Below are 18,236 nucleotides of genomic sequence, written 5' to 3' on the forward strand. Positions count from 1 at the left end.
TGCGGTGCCTCTTCGTCACCTGAACACCCCCGGGTACTGCCGCCGATACCAATCCACGATGTCCTCGTGTTCCAGCGTCAGGAATTCCTTGAGCCGCGGCACAGCGAGGAAACCCAGCACGCAGATGGCCATCAGCAGGCCCCAGGCCGCGTACACCAGCGTCACGCTGTAGCTCGCCAGCGCCATGCCGACCAGGGCGGGGCCGATGGCGCCGGCGATCTGGGTGCTCATGGAGCCGGCGGCGAGCATGCGGACGCGGTATTCGCGGGGAATCGCCAGCGCACGATGCGTGGCGCCCACCAGGCTCATCGAGGCGTTGCAGAAGCCCGCCGCCATGAGCCCGGCCAGCATCGGCAGCGGCGAGGCGCAAAGGCCGACCATGGCCAGCGCGATGCCCTCGAGAACGCCCAGGCCGACCCGCACGCGATAGCGGCCGAAACGCTCCACCAGCAGCCGTGAGCCGAAGAGGCTGCCGACCAGGGCACCGAGCGAGAGTGCGCCCAGGCCGAGGCCGAGCCAGCTGCCCTGCAGGCCGAGGGCATGCACCTTGATCGGCACCAGCAGGCCCACGGCAGGCCCCTGGAAGATCCACACGGCGAAGTTCACCAGGGTCCAGCCGCGCTCCATGGGCACCCGCCATCTGGCGGCGAGCCCGGCGCGCAGATCGCTCCACCACGCGGCAAACCCCCGGCTCGCTGGCCGCGAACCGGTGCTGCGCGGGATGCGCGAAGCGACAAGCGTCGCGGCGGCCAGCAGGATGCAACAGCAGCACAAGGCCGCCGTGACGCCCACCGACCCGAGCAAGGCGCCGGCCAGCACCGGCCCGAGGATGCCGCCCAGCGCATGCGTGGCCTTGCGCAGGCGGATCGCCGTGGCGAGTTGCGCCGATGCGATGAGTTCCGCCAGCACGGCGTCACGTGCGGGGTCCACGAAGGAGGTGGCGACGATCTGCAGGATGGACAGCGCGGCGAGGGCCGCGACGCTGAAAACGCCGGCACAGGAAAGCGCCGCGAAGGCGGTGGCAACCAGGCACAGGGCCGCAAGCCCCCAGCTGATCTGGCGGCCCTTGCAGATGCGGTCGCCAAAGGGGGACAGGGCCGGCGCGACGATGAAGGCCGCGAGGGCCAGCGTCACGCTGAAGGTGGCCATCGCCGGGGCACCGCCGCTGCTGGTGATCCACCATGGCAGGACGACCGCCATGCTCAATCCGCACAGCAGGGTGAGGAAGTCGGTCAGCAGCAGCACGCGCAAGGCGCGATTCGCGGCGAGGACGGCGCGGGTTTCAGCAGGAATGAAGAAGCGCATGCGGCGGACGCTGGCGCGCCCGGTGGGGTTTCGTGGGCGCGCAGCGTAGCAATTGCCTGGGCTCGCACGAGGCGAAGTCGGTCACCGTCGACCTTCCCGAGCTGCGGGTGATCTGCGTCAGGCCTCCCCTGGCGCCAAGCCCCTGGCGCTGAACGCGACGCCCCGGCCCTCCAGGCCCGGGCCGACGGTGATGGTGCCGTCGAGGCTGTGCACCACCTGACGCACGATGGCCAGTCCCAGGCCGCTGCCGCTGGCCCCGGTCTGATCGGCGCGCCAGAAGCGTTCGAACACGCGGGGGCGGTCGGCCTCGGCAATGCCGGGCCCGTCGTCGGCCACCTGCAGCTGCACACCGTCGGCATCCTCGGCCAAACGGACCCCGATGCGGCTGCCGCGCGGGCAATAGCGCAGCGCGTTGTCCACCAGGTTGCCGAGCAGCGAACGCCACAGCGGCGGCGGGATGCGGCTGGACAGTTGGTCGGGTGCGTCCAGCGCCAGCTCGATGCCGCGCGCCTCGGCGAGCGGCAACAACTCGACCAGTTGGGCGCGGGTCTGCTCGGCCAGGTCGGTGGCGCGCTCGGGCGTGACCGCACCGATGGATTCGATGCCTGCCAGCGTGAGCAGCTGGCGGCTCAAATGAGCGGCGCGCGCGACGGCGGCATCCAGCGCCTGGGAGGCCTGCTCGCGTGCGCCTGCGTCGCTGGCGCGTCGCAGCACATGGGCCTGGGCGCCGATGACGGCCAGCGGCGTGCGCAGCTCGTGCGCGGCCTCCTGAATGAATTGCTGCTCACGCTCGCGCTGCAGGCGCAGCCGGCCCAGCATCGCGTCAAACGCCTGGCCCAGCGGTTGCAGCTCGGCCTGCGGCAGGTTCACGCCGAGCGGGCGCAGGTCCTGGGCATCGCGCTGGGCCAGGCGCTGCACGAGATCACGCAGCGGATGCAGGCCCCGGTACAAGGCCAGCCAAAGCGGCAACAGCAGGACCGGGAGGGCGATCAGCAGGTAGAAGCGCAACTGGCGCGCAACGTGCCATAGCGCCGGTGCCGCGGTGCGCCTGGGTTCGGCCAATCGCAGTGAGCCCAGCGGGCCGTCAAGGCGATAGGTCCAGTACGCCTGCGCTGCCAGCTCGCCGTCGGCGCGGCCAGAGGGCAGGGCGCGCAAGGCCTCGCGCAGCGGCGGGTGGGACTCGTACAGGATGCCTCCACCAGCAGCCAGCCAGAGCACGGCCACCTGTCCGGGCCGGTGCTCGGGGTCGAAGCTGCGCCAGTAGTTGATGTCGTCGATCAGGGTCCGCAGGGCAACCACGCGATCCGCCTCGGGTTTGTCGAGCAGATAGGCGGCGTAGTCGTCGGTGGTCCTCTGCAGACCGACGTGGTTGTCCGAGCCGGCGCGGAAGCGGTAGTACTCCCAGGCCAGGATCTCCAGCCCGACCAGCGGCAGCGCCGCGAGCAGCACGAAGGCGATGCGCCGGCTGAGAGACGGCTGGCGCAGCGCGCGCCAGAGGCTGCGCCACTTCATGCGAGCAGCCGGTAGCCAATGCCGCGCACCGTGCCGATGCGCTCGGGCCCGATCTTGCGGCGCAGATTGGACAGGTGCATCTCCAGGTTGGCGAAGTCCAGGGCCTCGCCCAGCGGGGCGAGCTTCTGCGCCAGCCTGCCCTTGGGAACAACCTGGCCTGCTTCGGCGGCCAGCAGATTGAGCAGGTCGAACTCGCGCGGGCTCAGTTCAATCCAGCGCTCATCGATGCAGACTTCGCGCGCCCGTGGTCGGATGCGCAGGTCACCGAAGCGCCAGTCCTCGCTGGCCTGGCGTGCACTGCGGCGCAGCAGTGCGCGCAGTCGCGCCATCAGCTCGGGCATCTCGAAGGGCTTGCCCAGGTAGTCGTCGGCGCCCCCGTCCAGGCCTTCCAGGCGCTCGGCCAGGCTGATGCGGGCCGTCATCACCAGCAGCGGCGTGTTGGCACCCTGCTCGCGCCAGCGCCTGAGCAGCTGCAGGCCGCAGCCATCGGGCAGGCCGAGGTCCAGCAGTACCGCGTCCTGCTGGGTGGGATCGAGCTGCGGGGGAGCATCCACGACCCGGCGCAGCCATTGGCTGCTGAAGCCCTCGACCCGCAACGCGGCCTGCAAGGCGTTGCCGAGATCGAGGTCGTCTTCGATCAGGAGGATGTGCATGGCCTCAGTATCGAGGCGGGTTGGACCGAGATCTGCCGGCAGCCAAAGGTCGGCCAAAGAGCGCCACCGCCGCCGCGGCACGGCACCCTCCTGCCAGGGCACACTGCGCCGCCTCGAACACGCTTCAGTCGCTGTCATGACCATGCTCCAACGCCGCCTCGTCCTGCAATCGCTGTGGGCCCTGCCACTGGTGGGATGCGGGGGCGGGGGCGCAGATTCGCCCGCGCCGGCGGACCGAGCACTGCCGGTTGTCAGCACCCAGCCCGCCGGCATGGCGCAGACCGCCAACACCGCAGTGGACGACGTCATCCAGCAGCAGCTCGTCGCGCAAGGCATCCCGGGCCTGAGCCTGGTGGTCGCCCGTGCCGGCAAGATCATCTACGCCAAGGGCTACGGCTACGCCAATCTTGAGACTGCCACGCCGGTGCAGGTCGAAGACCGCTTCGAGATCGGCTCGATCACCAAGTCGTTTGCCGCCACCGCCGTGATGCTGCTGGTCGAAGAAGGCCGTCTCTCGCTTGACGACAAGCTGGCGCCCCACCTCGGTCCTATGCCTGCCGCCTGGAGCGGCATCACGATCCGCCATGTGCTCAATCACAGCTCGGGCCTGCCGGAGTACCCGGACGATGCCTTCTACGGCGCCCTCGATCGAAACCAGGGCTTTTCCGAGGCGGAGCTGCTGGCGCGTTTTCAGACCTATGCGCTGAAGTCCGCGCCCGGCTCCGCCTATCTGTACAGCAACGTCGGTTATGACCTGCTGGGCCTCCTCATCCAGCAGGTCAGCGGGCAGTCCTATGGCGAGTTCCTGCGCCAGCGTGTCTTCCAGCCGCTGGGCATGGACAGCGCGCGCGTGATGGCGCCGGGCGAGTCGGAAGCCGGCAACGCGGTCGGCTACGAGCGCGGGCAGGTGGGCACTGCGCCCAAGCCTTATCTCTACAACGCGGCCAGTCGCAGCTATCTGGGCCTCGCGGCCAGCGGCATCCAGGTCAATGCCCTGGACCTGGCGAAGTGGGATGCTGCCCTCTACACCGAACAGATCCTGAAGAAGGCCACGCTGGACCTGATGTGGACCCCCAACTCCCTGGTGCAGGCGGCGACTGCGACGACGCCGGACATCTACTACGGCCTGGGCTGGCAGCTGCGCACCCAGCAGGGCCACCGCTGGGTCTACCACTCCGGCGGCATGCCCGGCTATGTGACCGAAATCATGCGCTACCCCGATGACCAGCTGACGGTCATCGCGCTGAGCAACCTCGATGAGAACCACGCCAACGTGCGCCTGATCACCCGCGCGGTGTCGCCCATCTTTCAGCCCGGGCTGTAGCAGCCGCTGACATCCTGTATCAACCTTGCCCGTCAACCGTGTCGGTGTGCCGGCGTTCAAAGGAGGCCGATGGCCATGACCCCTCGGCACTTTGACGGAAGCACCGACCATGACCATGCTGACCCTCACCTTCAACGGCCCTTCGAGCCAGGCCCGCAAGGCACTCGGAGGCCTCCTGCAGCGCTACCGCACGGCCTATTTCGTGGAACGCAGCAGCAATGAATATGCGGTGACGGCCGACGACCTCACCGCGGCCGAGCTCGCGAGGCAACCGCTGTGGTCGATTCGCGTGACGCAGGCGGCTTCGCAGCGTTGAGCATGCGGCTGGCCGATGAGCCGCTGAAGACGCAAGCCGGGAGTTCTTGACAGGGCGTGTAGGTGATTCTTTACGTCACCGGAAATGTCAAGAGGGTGGCTGCGCGAGTGCAGCGCAAGTTCGTGAACTAAGCGGCGACCGGGGCGCGTTTGTCGAGCGATGGTGGTGACGCCTGCAGGGGCGTTTCGTACCATTTCGACAGAACGTTAGCAAAGTCGCCCAAGTGGAAAACGTAGTTTTGTGGCGGGTCATCTATACCCGGCGGGTCACGCTGCAGAGCGACAGTTTCTGCTCGGGCCCGTGGCATCCGAGCAAGGCCTATATCGAGCAGGTGGCGGCCGAGCTGCGCAAGACCAAGCCGGTCGGCGTGCAAAGCAACAAGCAGGCCTCCAACGGCGCCTGCACCTGGCTTTCGCAGGCGTGACTCGCTAGGCCTTGGCGGGCGCAGGCCAGAGCAGCCAGTCGAGGTCCGAGGAGCGCGCCGCCGCAAGGGGCTCCAACAAGGCTTGCTCGGCACCCGTGGCGCGGCGCACCATCAACAACACAGACAGCAGCTTGTCGGGCTCCAGCGCGGGCTCGGTGGGCGTGGCGTGCTTCCAGCTGGCGGGCGCCAGCGCCGCCGCCTGCAGATAGGCGATGGCCTGCAGCAGGCGCGGCTCGCGCCACAGCGCGCGGTCGTATTGCGCCAGGTGCGTCGCCGCCTCCAGATTGAAGGCGCAATAGTGGAAGGGCCGCGTGCGCGACAGCTCGCGAGGCATGCGGCCGTCGGCCTCGATCTGTGGCGTGATGCGGCGCGCCACGACGGTCGCCAGCCTGGCCCGCGCCTTGTCGGCCTGACCGGTGAAGAGCAGGTAGTTCACCAGTTGCGCGTCGAAGAACATGCCGTGGTTGTTGTCGGCCTTGTCTTCGTCGCGGGCGATGGGGCTGGTCTGCATCCATTGCGTGAACTCGCCGAACCACTGGCGCAGTGCGGCAAGGTCGGCATCGGGCAGGGCACCGCGCGCGTTCAGCAGCAGGGCCGCGTCGATGACCATCCACAGGTTGCGCGTGTCGATCAGCCCCTCGGCGCGGCCCTCGACGATGCCGGGGATGCCCTGGCCGTAGCGCAGATGCGGGGTCATGCGCGTCTCGGGCGCGAGGAACCAGTGGCGGATCGCGGCGGCGGCCTTGTCGGCATGGCTGTCCGGCGCGCCGAAGTGATGGGCCAGCGCCAGCTCGAAGACATCGCGGCAGAAGGCCTGCATGCGGTCGGAGTCCAGCGCGTCACCGGCCACCTGCGGGTTGCGTTGGCCGTCGCGGCGGATATAGGGCAGGCCGTTGGCCGTGTCCGGGTTGGGCCACCAGTAGGGGCCCATGCTCATGTAGTCGTTGCGCGAACCCGAGGGCGGTAGCAGCTTCTTGTCGGTGACGCTGCGCAACGGAGTCTTCAGGGCCTTGGCGGCACGGGCGAGCAGGGCCGCGTGAGCCGCGGCGAGGTGCGGATCGCCTGCGGCAAGGCGACGCTTTGTTTCGTCGAGCGCACTTCGATCCAGCGTCAGCAGCGGGGCTTCGCTGGCCGCATGAGCCTGGCTCATCAGCAAGCCGAGCAGCAGGGCTCTTCGCTTCATGCGGCCTCCTGGCGCAAGCCGCTCTGCGTATCGAAGAAATGCAGCCGGTCGCGCGTCGCCGACACGCTGATGCGGTCGCCGGCATGCAGCCCGGGCCGATCCGCGATGTTGATGACCAGCGGGCCCGTCGCGCTTTGCAGGTTGAGCTGCGACTGCGCGCCCATGAACTCGACGGACTCGACGGTGCAATCGAAGACCGCGGCCGCATCCGGCGCTCGGCCGAGCTGCAGATGCTCGGGGCGAACGCCGACCTGCAGCCGCGTCGCATCCAGCGCAGTCGCGAAGCCCGCTGGCAGCGTGCAGAAGTTCATCGCCGGCGAGCCGATGAAGCCGGCGACAAAGCGATTCGCCGGGCGGTCGTAGAGCTCGGCCGGGCTGCCGCTCTGCTCGATGCGGCCGTCGCGCAGCACGACGATGGTGTCGCCCATGGTCATGGCCTCGACCTGGTCGTGGGTCACGTAGACGGATGTCGTGCGCAGCCGCGCATGCAGGGCGCGGATTTCCTGGCGCACCGCGCTGCGCAGCGCGGCATCGAGGTTGGACAGGGGCTCGTCGAACAGGAAGGCCGCGGGCTCTCGCACCATGGCGCGACCCATGGCCACGCGCTGGCGCTGGCCGCCCGACAGGGCCGCCGGCCGGCGCTCCATCAGCGGCTCCAGGCTCAGCATGCGCGCGATCTCGTCGACGCGGCGGCGGATCTCCGCGGCCGGGCGCTTCATCAGCTTCAACCCGAAGCCCATGTTCTCGCGCACCGTCATCTGCGGGTAGAGGGCGTAGCTCTGGAACACCATGGCGATGTCGCGCGCCTTGGGCGGCTCATGCGTCACGTCGCGACCAGCGATGTGCAGCTGGCCGCTGGTCACATCCTCCAGCCCCGCGATCATGCGCAGCAGCGTGGACTTGCCCGAGCCGCTGGGCCCCACGAGCACGCAGAACTCGCCGTCGGCGATGGACAGCGAGACGTCACGGATGACGTCGGTCTGGGCGAAGCGTTTGCCCACGCCCTTCAATTCGATGGCAGCCACTCTCACTAGCCTTTCACGGCACCGGCCAGCAGGCCGCGGTTGAAGGATTTCTGCAGGCCCAGGTAGACGAGGATGCTGGGCAGCATGGCGATGACGCTGATGGCGATGAAGACGGCGGGCTTCATCGTCTCGTCGGCGCGCACGGTGGCCAGCGCGACGGGCAGCGTGTAGAGGGACTCGTCGTTGGTGACGAGCAGGGGCAGCAGGTACTGGTCCCAGATCATGATGAAGCCGAAGACCGCGGCGCTGCCGAGTGCCGGCTTGCACAGCGGCAGGATGACGTGCCAGAAGATCTGCCAGTCGCTGGCGCCGTCCACGCGCGCGGCCTCTTCGAGGTCGGCCGGAATCGCGCGCATGAACTCGCTCAGCATGAAGATGGAGAAACCCCAGCCGACGACCGGCAGGATCATGCCCAGATGCGTATCGTGCAGGCTGGCGCCCACGAGCGGCAGCTTGCCCAGCACGATGAAGAGGGGAATGGCGATGACCTCGTCGGGCAGCATCATGGTCGACAGGATCAGGAAGCTGACCGCCGCCAGGCCGCGGAAGCGCTTGCGCGCCAGCGCGTAAGCCGCGAGCGCGCTGACCGACAACTGCAGCACGGTGCCGACGAGCACGACGACGAGGGAGTTCAGCAGATAGCGCCAGACCTTGGCCTCCACCCAGGCGTAGCGGAAGTTCTCCAGCGTCGGCTGCTCGGGCCACCACAGCAGCCGGCCCGGCGCGATGGTGACGCCGGACAGGGCCGTCATCAGGAAGGCCCAGAAGGGGCCGGCGAAGACGATCAGCACGAGGCCGTAGAGCAGGGCGCGCGGCGCCCAGGAGAACGCGGATTTCATCGACGGCGGCGCCAGGCGAGGTAGACGGCGGTGAGGGCCGCGGTGAAGAGGAAGAGCAGCGTCGAGGCGGCGGCGGCGAAGCCGTAGTCCAGCTCCTGGAAGCCCTGCTTGTAGATCTGCGTCATGACGACCTCGGTGCTGCCGGCCGGCCCGCCGCCCGTCGTCGCATAGACCTCGGTGAAGACACGGAAGCCGCGGATGAAGCCCAGTGTGCAGATGACGGTGATGGCCGGCGCCAGGCCGGGCAGCGTCACGGCGGTGAAGCGCTGCCAGGCATTGGCGCCGTCGACGGCCGCCGCGTCGTACAGCTCGCTGTTGATGCCGGCCAGGCCGGCCACGAAGATGACGGTGTCATAGGGCACATGCTTCCAGACATGCATGCCGATCAAGGCTGGGAGGGCCTGGGCCGGGTCGGCCCAGAAACCCTGTGGGCCTATGCCGATGAGGCCGATCAAGGCGTTGACGACGCCATCCGGCGTGGGTGCATAGAGGATGCGCCAGACCTCGGCCGCCACCGCGGCGCTCGTCACCGCCGGCAGGAACATCGCCGTGCGGATGAAGCGCATATGCCGCGCCGTGCCCTGCAGGGCTTGCGCCAGCAGCAGCGCGATGGAGGCGGACAGCAGCACGGTGACAAAAACGTAGAGCAGAGTGCGGCCGGCGGCGTCGCGCAGCGCGGCATCGGCCAGCGCGCGCTCGAAGTTGCGCCAGCCGACGAAGCTGTCGGCGCTGCCGAAATTGACCTTGTGCAGGCTCATCACCAGGCCCTTGGCCATGGGGATGAACTTGAACCAGGTGAAGACGATCAGCGCTGGCGCGAGGAAGAGCCAGGGTGCCAAGCGGCTGAAGTTGCGGCGCGTCGTCATTGCGCCTCCTGGCGGGCGAGCTCGGCGTTGAAGCGATTGTTCAGCGCGCGCAGCTCGCCGGGGATGTCCTTGCTGCAGTGGGCCAGGATGGCGTTGAAGCCGTCGGCCGCGATCTGCGTCAGCCGCGACCAGTTGCGCGCCTGCGGCATCGGGTGGCCATGCTGCGCGTACTCCTGCGCCACCATGGCCCAGCGCTCGTCGCCGTGCGCAGCCGCGGCCTCCAGGTGCTTGTTGACCGGCAGGCGCACGACGGGCATGCCGCCCTCGGGCGGGTGCATGCCCACGGTCTGGCCTTCGGGAGAGATCAGGAACTCGACGAACTGCCTGGCGCGGTCCGGCTGCTGGCTGCCGCGCGTGATGTAGGCCAGTTCGCCGCCGGCCAGGCTGGCGCGCTGGCCGCCAGGGCCGGCGGGGACGGGCACGGCCTCAAACCGGCTGCGCCCCGGCTCCTTGTCGAACAGCGCAAGGTGATAGGGCCCCGACACATAGAGGCCGGCCTGCCCCGACGTGAAGGACTTGTTGGTCTCCTGCGTGTTCGCGTTGATGGCATTGGGCTGCACGCTCCGGTCTTCGCAGACGAGGCGGCGGAAGAAGGAGAGGGTGGCGACGGCGGGGGCCTCGTCCAGCGCACCATGCGGCTTGCCGTCCGCACCGGGGCGCATGAACTCGCCGCCGGCCTGGAAGAGGAAGGAGCTCAGATACCAGGCCGCATAGCCACGCGCCGCGGTGGCGGGCAGGGCCAGGCCATAGGTGTCGCGGCGGCCATTGCCATCCGGGTCGCGCTCGGCAAAGGCGCGCGACAGCTGGGCCAGCTCTTCCCAGGTGCGCGGCACCGGCAGGCCCAGCTTCTCGCGCCAGTCGCGGCGGATGAAGAGCACATGGGCCTGCACCGACACCGGCACGCCATAGATGCGGCCGTCGGGCAGGGTGGCGGCGCGCCAGGCGCTGTCCAGCAGATCGTCGGCGCCGGCGATGCGGCTGCGGTCGATCTCCATTGCCACGCCCATGTTGACGAGCTGACCGGCCGTGCCGATCTCGTTGACGATGACATCGGGCAGGTGGCCGCCGACGGCGGCGCGCGCCAGGCGCTGCTCGAAATCGGTCAGCGCATTGAAGTACTCAATGCGGATGCCGGTCTTCTTCGTGAAGGCTGCGGCGATGGCGTCGTAGGTCTTGCGGCCGTCCTTGGAAGAGCGCGTCCACACGCGCAAGGGCTCGTCGGGCGGCGCGGACCGCGCCGCCATCGGCAGCAGCGCCAATGACAACGCAATCAAGGTAAAGCGGTTAACCATTCCATCATTGTTGCGGCAGAGGCTCGGCAAGTAAACAGCGAGCCGTCTAGCGAAAACCCTGGCAACAAAGGCTTGAAGCGGACTTCCATTTTTTGGATCGCTCACTATCATCAAGTTAAACGCTTCACCAAAATGATCAAGAAACGACTCCCCACCCTCCGCGACGTGGCCGAAGCCGCCGGCGTCTCCGTGGCCACGGTCTCCAAATACTGCAGTGGCGGCCAGCGTTTCTCGGCGGGCGTCGAAGCGGCCATCCAGGCGGCCATCGACAGCCTCGGCTACCGCACCAACCACATGGCCCGCTCCATCGCGACGGGCCGCAGCGGCGCGGTCGGCCTGGTGGTGCTGGACCTCGGCAATCCGCACTTCACCGGCATCGTCAAGGGCGCCAGCCGCGTGGCCCAGGCCAATGACTACAGCATGGCCTTCGTCGACACGGCCGAGAGCAAGGCGCCCGAGCGCCATCTCGTCGAGACGCTGTCGCGGCGCGTGGACGGCCTCGTCGTCAGCTCACGGCTGGCTGATGAATCCATCGAGTGGCTGAAGGCCCTGGGCAAGCCGGTCGTCTTTTTCGGCCGCTATGGCCACGAGGGCGTGCACAGCGTGGGCTCGGACGGCTATCTGGCCGGGCTGATGATCGGCCGCCACCTGATGTCGCTGGAGCACCGGCGCGTGGCCTATGTGGGCTTCCCGTCCTCGCGCTGGAATGCCGAGCGCATCCGCGGCTTGAGCGACGCGCTGGCGGAAAAGGGCCACAAGCTGCAGATGCTGGACGTGGACGCGCCGTCGCCCGAGGCCGGCGAATCGGCCGCTTCGCGCCTGCTGCTGGGCGGCGAGCGGCCCGATGCCATCGTCACCTACAACGACCTGATCGCGCTGGGGCTGATGAACGAAGCGCGTGCTTTGGGTGTGGAGATCCCGCGCGATGTCTCCATCGCCAGCTTCGACGACATCGCCTACGGCCGCTACACCAGCCCCACGCTGACCTCGGTGGCGATGAACAGCGAGCAGATGGGCGAGGTGGCCATGCAGCGCCTGCTGCAGCTCATCAACGACGAGCTGGCGCATCCCTTCGACGAAGTGCTCGCGCCGCGCCTGGTCGTGCGCGAGTCCACCTGCCGGCGAGCGCCATGACCGTCCGACCAGGAGCCTGCGCGGCCAAGGGCGTGGCCCGCGCCGGGGTGAGTTGCGGGGCCAGGCTAGGCGCCGGCGAGGCGTGGGTCGGGACCCACAACGAGCCGGCAACGCCGCATGGCCCCGCAAATCGCCCCGGCCCTTCGGGTTGGGCCTGGCAGGGGCGCATGCTGCGTTGCTCATCGTTGCGGGCGCGAGCCCGCGGCCTCCTCGCGCCTTGCCTGTGCCCCTGCCAGGCCCAACGCGGGCTACGCCCTTGGCCGCGCAGGCTCCTAGGCGGCGGCTCGGGTCGAGCCCCGCACGACGAGTCGCGGCGTCATGTCGTGGGCGCGTGCCGGGGCGGCCTCGCCGTCTATTGCCGCGATGAGGTCGCGCATGGCCCATTCGCCCAGCGCATCCGCATGCAGGTCGACGCTGGTCAGCGGCGGGCTCAGGAAACGGCCGAAGGGCATGTTCTCGATGCCGGCCACCGACACGTCCTGCGGCACCGTCAGGCCCAGGTGGCGCGCCTCGGAAATGAGCCCCATCGCGATGAGGTCGTTGCAGGTCGCGATCGCCTGCGGCCGCTTCTGGCCGAGCAGCAGGCTGGAAGCCAGCTTCGCGCCATCTTCTGCCGTCGGGCTCACCACCTGATGCACGGCCAGCTCGACGCCGGCCGCCTGCAGCGAACGCTTCATGCCGAGCAGGCGCTCGGCATTGCCGGGCTGGGCCTCGCAGGCGATGTAGGCAATGTCGCGGTGGCCCAGGCTCAGCAGGTAGCGGCCCAGCATGGCCGCGGCCTGCTCGTCGCCGCTCGGCGCCTCGGAGGGCTCGCTGGCGCGGCCCAGGTCCACGAAGGGGCGGCCATAGCTGGCCAGCAGCTTGCGCGCGGCGGGCGGCAGCGCGGCGGCCAGCACGATGCCGTCGACCTGCATGCCGGTCACGCGGGCCAGCTCGCGCTCGGGCGATTCGCTCTGCAGCAGGTCGACGAAGAGCAGGTCGTAGCCCAGGGCGGTGGCGGCGCGGCTGGCGCCCTTGATGACGGCCGCGGTGTAGGGGTTCTCGACGCCGTAGACCAGGGCCGCGATGGCGCCGGAACGGCCCGTGACCATGCTGCGTGCCGCCAGGTTGGAGCGGTAGCCGACCTGCTCGATGGCCTCGGCAATGCGGCTCTCGACGGCCGCCGTGAAGCGCTGCTTGCCGTTGACGTATTTGGAGACCGCTGCCGTCGACACCCCGGCCAGCTCGGCGACATCGCGCAGGGTGGCTGGAGATTTTGCGGGGGACATGATGGGCTTGTGGGCGGCGCTGGATTGGCGCGGATTCTCTACCAAGGCCACAGCGATCGGAGCCGCCATGCGCGCTGATCGCTACGAGCCGCCGCTCAAGGCCATGCCGCTGAACGCGCTGGTGCGCGGCCAGCTGCTGCCGCAACTCGCGGGCTACTTCGCGCTGCTGGCCGCGGACGGCGTCGACACGCGCTTCAACGGCGCGCCGGTGTTCGGCCAGGGCGATGTCTTCCTGCCCGGCAAGGTCGCCATAGGCCTGGCACACCTGCTGACGCTGACGCCGCGCAGCGATGTCGCTTTCCCCGGCTATGTCGCCGGCACGCGCCGCCTGATGGCGCTGCTCAGCGAGATGCGCAGCGACAGCTGGGGCATCTACTACGCGCTGATGGCGCTGAACCGCCTGCGCAAGGCCGGCCTGCTGGACGCCGCCGTCGATGCCGCGAGCCTGGTGCGCTTTCGTGAACGGCTGGACTGGCGTGTCTTCGTCGATGAGAAGACGCTGCGCCTGAAGGCCCTGCCGACCAACTACTACGGCGTCGCCTTCGGCATCGCGCGGCTGCGCATGCTGATGCAGTGGGAGGACGCCAGCGCCGGCGAAGCCCTGCTGGCCAAGACGCTGGACCACTACGAACGCTACTCGGGCGAGTTCGGCTTCTCGGACGAGACCGAGGGCGAGGGCCGCTTCGACCGCTACAGCATCCTGCTCGCCGCGGAGTTCTGCGAGCGCTTCATCGAGACCGAGCTGCCCGTCACGCCGCGGCTCAAGACCCTGCTGGCCCAGTCGGTCCAGCTGGCCCTGCAATGCGCCGGCTCAGGCGGCGACGGCTTCGGCTTCGGCCGCAGCATCGGCCCTTACGGCGACACGGGCGTCGTCGAGATCCTCGCCACCGCAGCGCGTCTGGGCGTGCTCGATGCCGAAGCGAGCCGCTATGCCTATGCCTTCTGCGTGCGCGCGGCGGCCAAGTACGTCGACTTCTGGTTCGACCCCGCGCTGAACTCGGTCAACCTGTGGAAGCACGGCCGCAGCACCGACGGCTACCGCGGCCCGCACCGCATGCTGGGCGAGAACTTCTCCATCATTCACCAGCTGCTGTCGACCTGCGAGCTGTGGGACGAGATCGGCATGGCCGACCAGGTACCGCCCGCGGACCTCGATGCCTGGCTGGAGCGGAGCCAGCCCGACTTCAAGCTGAACTGGTTCGCGCGCGGCAGCTACGAGCGCGCCCTGGTGACGCGGCGCGATCGCGGCCTCGTCTTCAGCTTGCCGCTGATCAACGGTGGCGTGGGCCAGCACGACAACGCGCCCTACTACCCGATTCCCTTCTCGCCGCGACTCATCGAGGGCCGGCCCGAGAGCGGTGCCGCCCATGCCCAGCTGCTGCCGCGCCTGCTGCTGGCCGACGGCAGCACCTTGCTGCCGACCTCCTTCATCACCGACATCAAGAGCTGGCGCGATGGCGACGATCACGTCGTCAGCTACAGCCAGCCCGGGCTGAACCGCGTGGGCGCGCGCCAGCCCGTGCTCGATACCCGCGTGACGCTGACGACCGAGTACCGCTTCGGCCCCGGCCGCATCAGCCGCACCGACGTGCTGCGCCCGAGCGCTTCGCTGGCCATCGCTTCGCTGAGCCTGGAGTTCGCCTGCTTCTCGTCGGGCGCCGCCACCGAGGGCATGGCGGTGGCCTTCGATGCCGGTGTGGTCGCGCGCTTCGAGGCCGAGGGCTATGAGCGCCTCGATGTGCAGGAGCCGCCCGCCAGCGCCCTGCGGGGCCTGACCAGCGGCCCGTCGCGCACGCATCTTCATTTCTCGGGAACAGCTCCGCAGAGGGCCGGCCCGCTTCAAGTCCGGTGGACGTTGATCTACCGCTAGCCCACCAAGCCATCAAATAAAACGGAGACAAGACAAATGAACGAGGTCACATCCAGGCGCGTGACGCCCATCGCCGCGGCGCTGCTGGCCCTGGCCGCGCAGTCGGCACTGGCACAGCAGGCCGCCAAGCCCAAGGAAGAGGCGGCTCCCGACAGGAACCAGCTGGAGCGCGTCGAAGTCACCGCCAACAAGCGCGTGGAGAAGCTGGAGAGCGTGCCGCTGGCGATGTCGGTGTTCACTGCTGAGCGCCTGGAGCGCAGCAATGTGCGCTCGCTGGAGGACGTCATCGAGCTGACGCCGGCGCTGTCCGTCACCTATGGCACGACGCCGGCCAACAACGGCCTGAACATGCGCGGCATCGGCACCTCGTCCATCGGCATCGGTGTCGAGTCCGATGTCTCGGTCATCATCGACGACATCCCCATGGGTGCCCAGTTCATGGCCTTCAAGGACCTGGCCGACGTGCAGCGCGTCGAGGTGCTGAAGGGGCCGCAGAGCACGCTGTTCGGCAAGAGCGCCATCGCCGGTGCGATGCTCATCACCACCAAGCCCATCGGCAGCGCCATCCGCGGCGATGCCAGCGCCTATGTGACCAACGACGGCGAGCAGCGGCTGCGCTTCTCGGTGGGCGGCGAGATCGCGCCCCGGCTGGGCATTCGCGTCGCGGCGGCCGCCAGCCAGTTCGACGGCAACCTCAACAACCTCAGCACCGGCAAGAAGGTCAACGGCAGCAGGGACCGCACGCTGATGATGAAGCTGGCCTGGCACCCGACCGACGACATCGACGTCGAGTTCACGCCGACCTACAACAAGACCCGCAACGACTGCTGCACCTTCGCGCTGACCAGCTTCGGCACCAACAACCAACTGGCCGGCTACCAGAACGGCGTCGCGGCCTTGCCCGCCACGCTCTTGCTGGCCGGCATCACGCCCGGCCCCAACAACCGCGACATCCGCATGGATGCGCCGACCGGCATAGCGTCCGAGATCAAGGGTGCGGCCCTGCGCGTGAACTGGGCCCTGCCCAATGGCATGGCGCTGACCTCGATCACGTCGGCCCAGCGCTACACCGCCAACGACTACCGCGACCAGGACTTCACCGACGTCCACACGCTGCTGTCCTACCCCATCACGGCCGGCAAGTCCGTCGAGGGCCGGGACGCGGGCTATGTGCAGTACGGCACCTACGTCATCGACTCCAAGACGCAGGAGCTGCGCCTGACGTCGGCCGACCAGGGCAACTTCCRCTATGTGGCCGGCCTCTGGTGGGCCAGCAACGCCATCGACCGCTTCTTCAATCGCGGCTTCGACGGCATCGCGCTGTCCACGCCCATCGCCTATGTCGGCGACACCTCCAACCGCAACACCGCCATCTACGGCCAGGCCACCTGGGAGTTCCTGCCCGACACCACGCTGGTGGCCGGCCTGCGCCAGAACCGCCAGGTCTCGGGCTACTCCCTGACGCTGAGCAACCCGCTGCCGGCCGTCTTCACGCCGACGGCCACCTACTCCAGCCGCGGCAACAAGGAAGACTCGACGACCGGCAAGCTCAGCCTGCAGCGCCAGTTCACGCCCAGCCTGATGGGCTATGTGATGACGTCGACCGGCTACAAGGGCAAGGCCTATGACATCACCAGCGGCCTGACCGCTGCCACCGCCGCCCAGCAGCCGGTGGCGTCCGAATCGGCCAAGCACTATGAGCTGGGCTTGAAGGGCAACTTCTTCGCCAACCGGCTGACGGTCAACCTCGCGGTCTTCAACACCAAGTTCAAGGACTACCAGCAGAACTCCGGCAGCTTCCTGCCCGGTACGTCGACCTATGTGACGCGGCTGAACAGCATCGGCGGTGTGCAGACGCGCGGTGTGGAGCTGGACGTGGCCGCCCTGGTCACGCCCAACTTCATCGTCAACGCCGACGTGGCCTACACCAAGGCCACCGTGTCCGACTGGCCCAACGCGCCTTGCTACAACGTGGCGGGCTCGCCCAACGGCGGCTTCAACCTCGAGTGCGTGCGCGCCAACCCCATCTACGGCGGGCAGAACACCCAGGACGTGACGGGTGGCGTCATGCCCAATGCGCCGAAGTGGAAGCTGGGCATGTCCGGCCGCTATGACCTGGCGCTGCCGGATGCGCCGTTCAATGTCTTCTTCAGCGGCAATCTGCGCCGCCGCACCTCGGTGCTGACCAACATCAACCAGGACCCGACGCTGGCCTCCCCGGCCGTGACCATCGTCAACGTCGGCTTCGGCTTCAAGGACAAGGCCGGCAAATACCAGCTGGGCTTCTACGTCAACAACCTGTTCGACCACCACTACGCCAACACCGGCTACAGCGGCCTGGGCACCTGGCGCGTGAACCCGACCAACAGCGGCTCGTCGTATGCGCACACGACGTGGACGCCGGCCCGCGACGCCTTCAGCTACTCGGCGGTTCGCCTCGATGTGAAGTTCTGAACAACATGGGCAGCACAGCAGCATTCAGCCTGGAAGGGCGCACGGCCGTCATCAGCGGCTGCAACACGGGCCTCGGTCGGGCCATGGCCGTGGCGCTCGCCGAGGCCGGGGCCGACATCGTCGGCCTCAACCGCAGCGAAGCCGCCGGGCTGGGTGAGGAGATAGCCCGCTGCGGCCGGCGCTTCCTCGACCTGCGCGTGGACCTGGCCCACAGCCCTTCCGTCGAGCTGCTGGCCGCGGCCGCCGCGCTGACCGGCCGCGTCGACATCCTCGTCAACAACGCCGGCATCATCCGCCGCCGCGCGGCCCTGGAGTTCAGCGAGACGGACTGGGACGACGTCGTCGACGTCAACCTGCGCGCCGTCTTCCAGCTCAGCCAGGCGGCCGCGCGCCGCTTCGTGAGCCAGGGCGGCGGCGGCAAGATCGTCAACATCGCGTCCATGCTGAGCTTCCAGGGCGGGCTGCGCGTGGCCTCCTACACGGCCAGCAAGAGCGGCGTGCTCGGCCTCACGCGGGCGCTGGCCAACGAGTGGGCGCCGCTGGGCATCAACGTCAATGCGATCGCGCCGGGCTATATGAGCACCAACAACACGGCCGAGCTGCGCGCCGACGAGGAGCGCAACGAGGCCATCCTCGGCCGCATCCCGGCCGGCCGCTGGGGCAGGCCGGAGGACCTGGCCGGCGCCGTCGTCTTCCTGGCTTCGCGTGCGGCCGACTATGTGCATGGCCACACGCTGGCCGTCGACGGTGGCTGGCTGGCGCGGTGATGCC

General features: G+C 68.8%; 16 protein-coding genes. 7 read left to right on the forward strand and 9 right to left on the reverse strand.

The genetic code is table 11. The features are described from left to right. Positions 1-15 precede the first annotated feature (15 nt). The 3 genes from AC1DW3_RS11190 to AC1DW3_RS11200 all read right to left on the reverse strand — a co-directional run bounded on the left by AC1DW3_RS11190 (position 16) and on the right by AC1DW3_RS11200 (position 3,470). On the reverse strand, positions 16-1,305 hold the full coding sequence (locus tag AC1DW3_RS11190) for an MFS transporter (protein WP_477931384.1): 1,290 nt from the start codon (positions 1,303-1,305) through the stop codon (positions 16-18). Between the two features lie 117 nt (positions 1,306-1,422). Beyond that, positions 1,423-2,817 (reverse strand): sensor histidine kinase, encoded by a 1,395-nt coding sequence (locus AC1DW3_RS11195; RefSeq protein ID WP_477931385.1) that lies wholly within the window; start codon positions 2,815-2,817, stop codon positions 1,423-1,425. Further along, on the reverse strand, positions 2,814-3,470 hold the full coding sequence (locus AC1DW3_RS11200) for a response regulator (protein WP_477931386.1): 657 nt from the start codon (positions 3,468-3,470) through the stop codon (positions 2,814-2,816). Before AC1DW3_RS11200 ends, AC1DW3_RS11195 begins: the two co-directional genes overlap by 4 nt. Positions 3,471-3,606: 136 nt before the next feature. On the opposite strand from AC1DW3_RS11200, the gene AC1DW3_RS11205 reads away from it, so the two are divergent. From AC1DW3_RS11205 to AC1DW3_RS11215, 3 genes are all read left to right on the forward strand, one after another. After that, entirely contained in the window at positions 3,607-4,794 is a 1,188-nt protein-coding gene (locus AC1DW3_RS11205) for a serine hydrolase domain-containing protein (protein ID WP_477931387.1), read from the forward strand. 109 nt (positions 4,795-4,903) lie between these two features. Further along, a complete protein-coding gene (locus AC1DW3_RS11210; protein WP_477931388.1) occupies positions 4,904-5,110 on the forward strand; it encodes a hypothetical protein in 207 nt (68 codons plus the stop codon). 223 nt (positions 5,111-5,333) lie between these two features. Continuing rightward, entirely contained in the window at positions 5,334-5,534 is a 201-nt protein-coding gene (locus tag AC1DW3_RS11215) for a hypothetical protein (RefSeq protein ID WP_477931389.1), read from the forward strand. A 4-nt stretch (positions 5,535-5,538) separates the two neighbouring features. On the opposite strand, the gene AC1DW3_RS11220 is transcribed toward AC1DW3_RS11215, so the two are convergent. From AC1DW3_RS11220 to AC1DW3_RS11240, 5 genes are read right to left on the reverse strand one after another with little or no spacing between them, the layout of a single operon-like run. Further along, entirely contained in the window at positions 5,539-6,717 is a 1,179-nt protein-coding gene (locus tag AC1DW3_RS11220) for an alginate lyase family protein (protein WP_477931390.1), read from the reverse strand. Then, on the reverse strand, positions 6,714-7,742 hold the full coding sequence (locus AC1DW3_RS11225; RefSeq protein WP_477931391.1) for an ABC transporter ATP-binding protein: 1,029 nt from the start codon (positions 7,740-7,742) through the stop codon (positions 6,714-6,716). The genes AC1DW3_RS11220 and AC1DW3_RS11225 overlap by 4 nt, the downstream gene beginning before the upstream one ends. A 5-nt stretch (positions 7,743-7,747) precedes the next feature. Then, the gene (locus AC1DW3_RS11230) at positions 7,748-8,581 is read right to left on the reverse strand and encodes a carbohydrate ABC transporter permease (protein WP_477931392.1); all 834 of its coding nucleotides are present in this window, start codon (positions 8,579-8,581) and stop codon (positions 7,748-7,750) included. Then, positions 8,578-9,447, reverse strand: coding sequence for a carbohydrate ABC transporter permease (locus tag AC1DW3_RS11235; protein WP_477931393.1), 870 nt, complete (start codon positions 9,445-9,447; stop codon positions 8,578-8,580). The genes AC1DW3_RS11230 and AC1DW3_RS11235 overlap by 4 nt, the downstream gene beginning before the upstream one ends. Beyond that, a complete protein-coding gene (locus tag AC1DW3_RS11240; RefSeq protein ID WP_477931394.1) occupies positions 9,444-10,739 on the reverse strand; it encodes an ABC transporter substrate-binding protein in 1,296 nt (431 codons plus the stop codon). Before AC1DW3_RS11240 ends, AC1DW3_RS11235 begins: the two co-directional genes overlap by 4 nt. Positions 10,740-10,871: 132 nt before the next feature. Here AC1DW3_RS11240 and AC1DW3_RS11245 point away from each other — a divergent pair, with 132 nt between their 5' ends. Continuing rightward, entirely contained in the window at positions 10,872-11,873 is a 1,002-nt protein-coding gene (locus AC1DW3_RS11245; RefSeq protein ID WP_477931395.1) for a LacI family DNA-binding transcriptional regulator, read from the forward strand. A gap of 272 nt (positions 11,874-12,145) precedes the next feature. On the opposite strand, the gene AC1DW3_RS11250 is transcribed toward AC1DW3_RS11245, so the two are convergent. Beyond that, complete coding sequence (locus AC1DW3_RS11250; RefSeq protein WP_477931396.1) at positions 12,146-13,141, reverse strand: LacI family DNA-binding transcriptional regulator; 996 nt, start codon at positions 13,139-13,141, stop codon at positions 12,146-12,148. Between the two features lie 67 nt (positions 13,142-13,208). Between AC1DW3_RS11250 and AC1DW3_RS11255 the strand changes: the two genes are divergently transcribed. Genes AC1DW3_RS11255 through kduD form a run of 3 tightly spaced genes read left to right on the forward strand, consistent with a single transcriptional unit; the run spans position 13,209 to position 18,232 of the window. Continuing rightward, positions 13,209-15,011, forward strand: coding sequence for a hypothetical protein (locus AC1DW3_RS11255; RefSeq protein ID WP_477931397.1), 1,803 nt, complete (start codon positions 13,209-13,211; stop codon positions 15,009-15,011). Between the two features lie 36 nt (positions 15,012-15,047). Beyond that, entirely contained in the window at positions 15,048-17,465 is a 2,418-nt protein-coding gene (locus tag AC1DW3_RS11260; RefSeq protein ID WP_477931398.1) for a TonB-dependent receptor, read from the forward strand. Positions 17,466-17,470: 5 nt separating this feature from the next. Beyond that, a complete protein-coding gene (gene kduD / locus AC1DW3_RS11265) occupies positions 17,471-18,232 on the forward strand; it encodes a 2-dehydro-3-deoxy-D-gluconate 5-dehydrogenase KduD (RefSeq protein WP_477931399.1) in 762 nt (253 codons plus the stop codon). Positions 18,233-18,236 lie beyond the last annotated feature (4 nt).

Source organism: Roseateles sp. P2_H4, from assembly GCF_056403315.1.

Bases quoted from the DNA above. Each gene is read 5' to 3' on its own strand.
- AC1DW3_RS11190 (WP_477931384.1), bottom strand. From the start codon at position 1,305: ATGCGCTTCTTCATTCCTGCTGAAACCCGCGCCGTCCTCGCCGCGAAT.
- AC1DW3_RS11195 (WP_477931385.1), bottom strand. From the start codon at position 2,817: ATGAAGTGGCGCAGCCTCTGGCGCGCGCTGCGCCAGCCGTCTCTCAGC.
- AC1DW3_RS11200 (WP_477931386.1), bottom strand. From the start codon at position 3,470: ATGCACATCCTCCTGATCGAAGACGACCTCGATCTCGGCAACGCCTTG.
- AC1DW3_RS11205 (WP_477931387.1), top strand. From the start codon at position 3,607: ATGACCATGCTCCAACGCCGCCTCGTCCTGCAATCGCTGTGGGCCCTG.
- AC1DW3_RS11210 (WP_477931388.1), top strand. From the start codon at position 4,904: ATGACCATGCTGACCCTCACCTTCAACGGCCCTTCGAGCCAGGCCCGC.
- AC1DW3_RS11220 (WP_477931390.1), bottom strand. From the start codon at position 6,717: ATGAAGCGAAGAGCCCTGCTGCTCGGCTTGCTGATGAGCCAGGCTCAT.
- AC1DW3_RS11230 (WP_477931392.1), bottom strand. From the start codon at position 8,581: ATGAAATCCGCGTTCTCCTGGGCGCCGCGCGCCCTGCTCTACGGCCTC.
- AC1DW3_RS11235 (WP_477931393.1), bottom strand. From the start codon at position 9,447: ATGACGACGCGCCGCAACTTCAGCCGCTTGGCACCCTGGCTCTTCCTC.
- AC1DW3_RS11240 (WP_477931394.1), bottom strand. From the start codon at position 10,739: ATGGTTAACCGCTTTACCTTGATTGCGTTGTCATTGGCGCTGCTGCCG.
- AC1DW3_RS11245 (WP_477931395.1), top strand. From the start codon at position 10,872: ATGATCAAGAAACGACTCCCCACCCTCCGCGACGTGGCCGAAGCCGCC.
- AC1DW3_RS11250 (WP_477931396.1), bottom strand. From the start codon at position 13,141: ATGTCCCCCGCAAAATCTCCAGCCACCCTGCGCGATGTCGCCGAGCTG.
- AC1DW3_RS11255 (WP_477931397.1), top strand. From the start codon at position 13,209: ATGCGCGCTGATCGCTACGAGCCGCCGCTCAAGGCCATGCCGCTGAAC.
- kduD (WP_477931399.1), top strand. From the start codon at position 17,471: ATGGGCAGCACAGCAGCATTCAGCCTGGAAGGGCGCACGGCCGTCATC.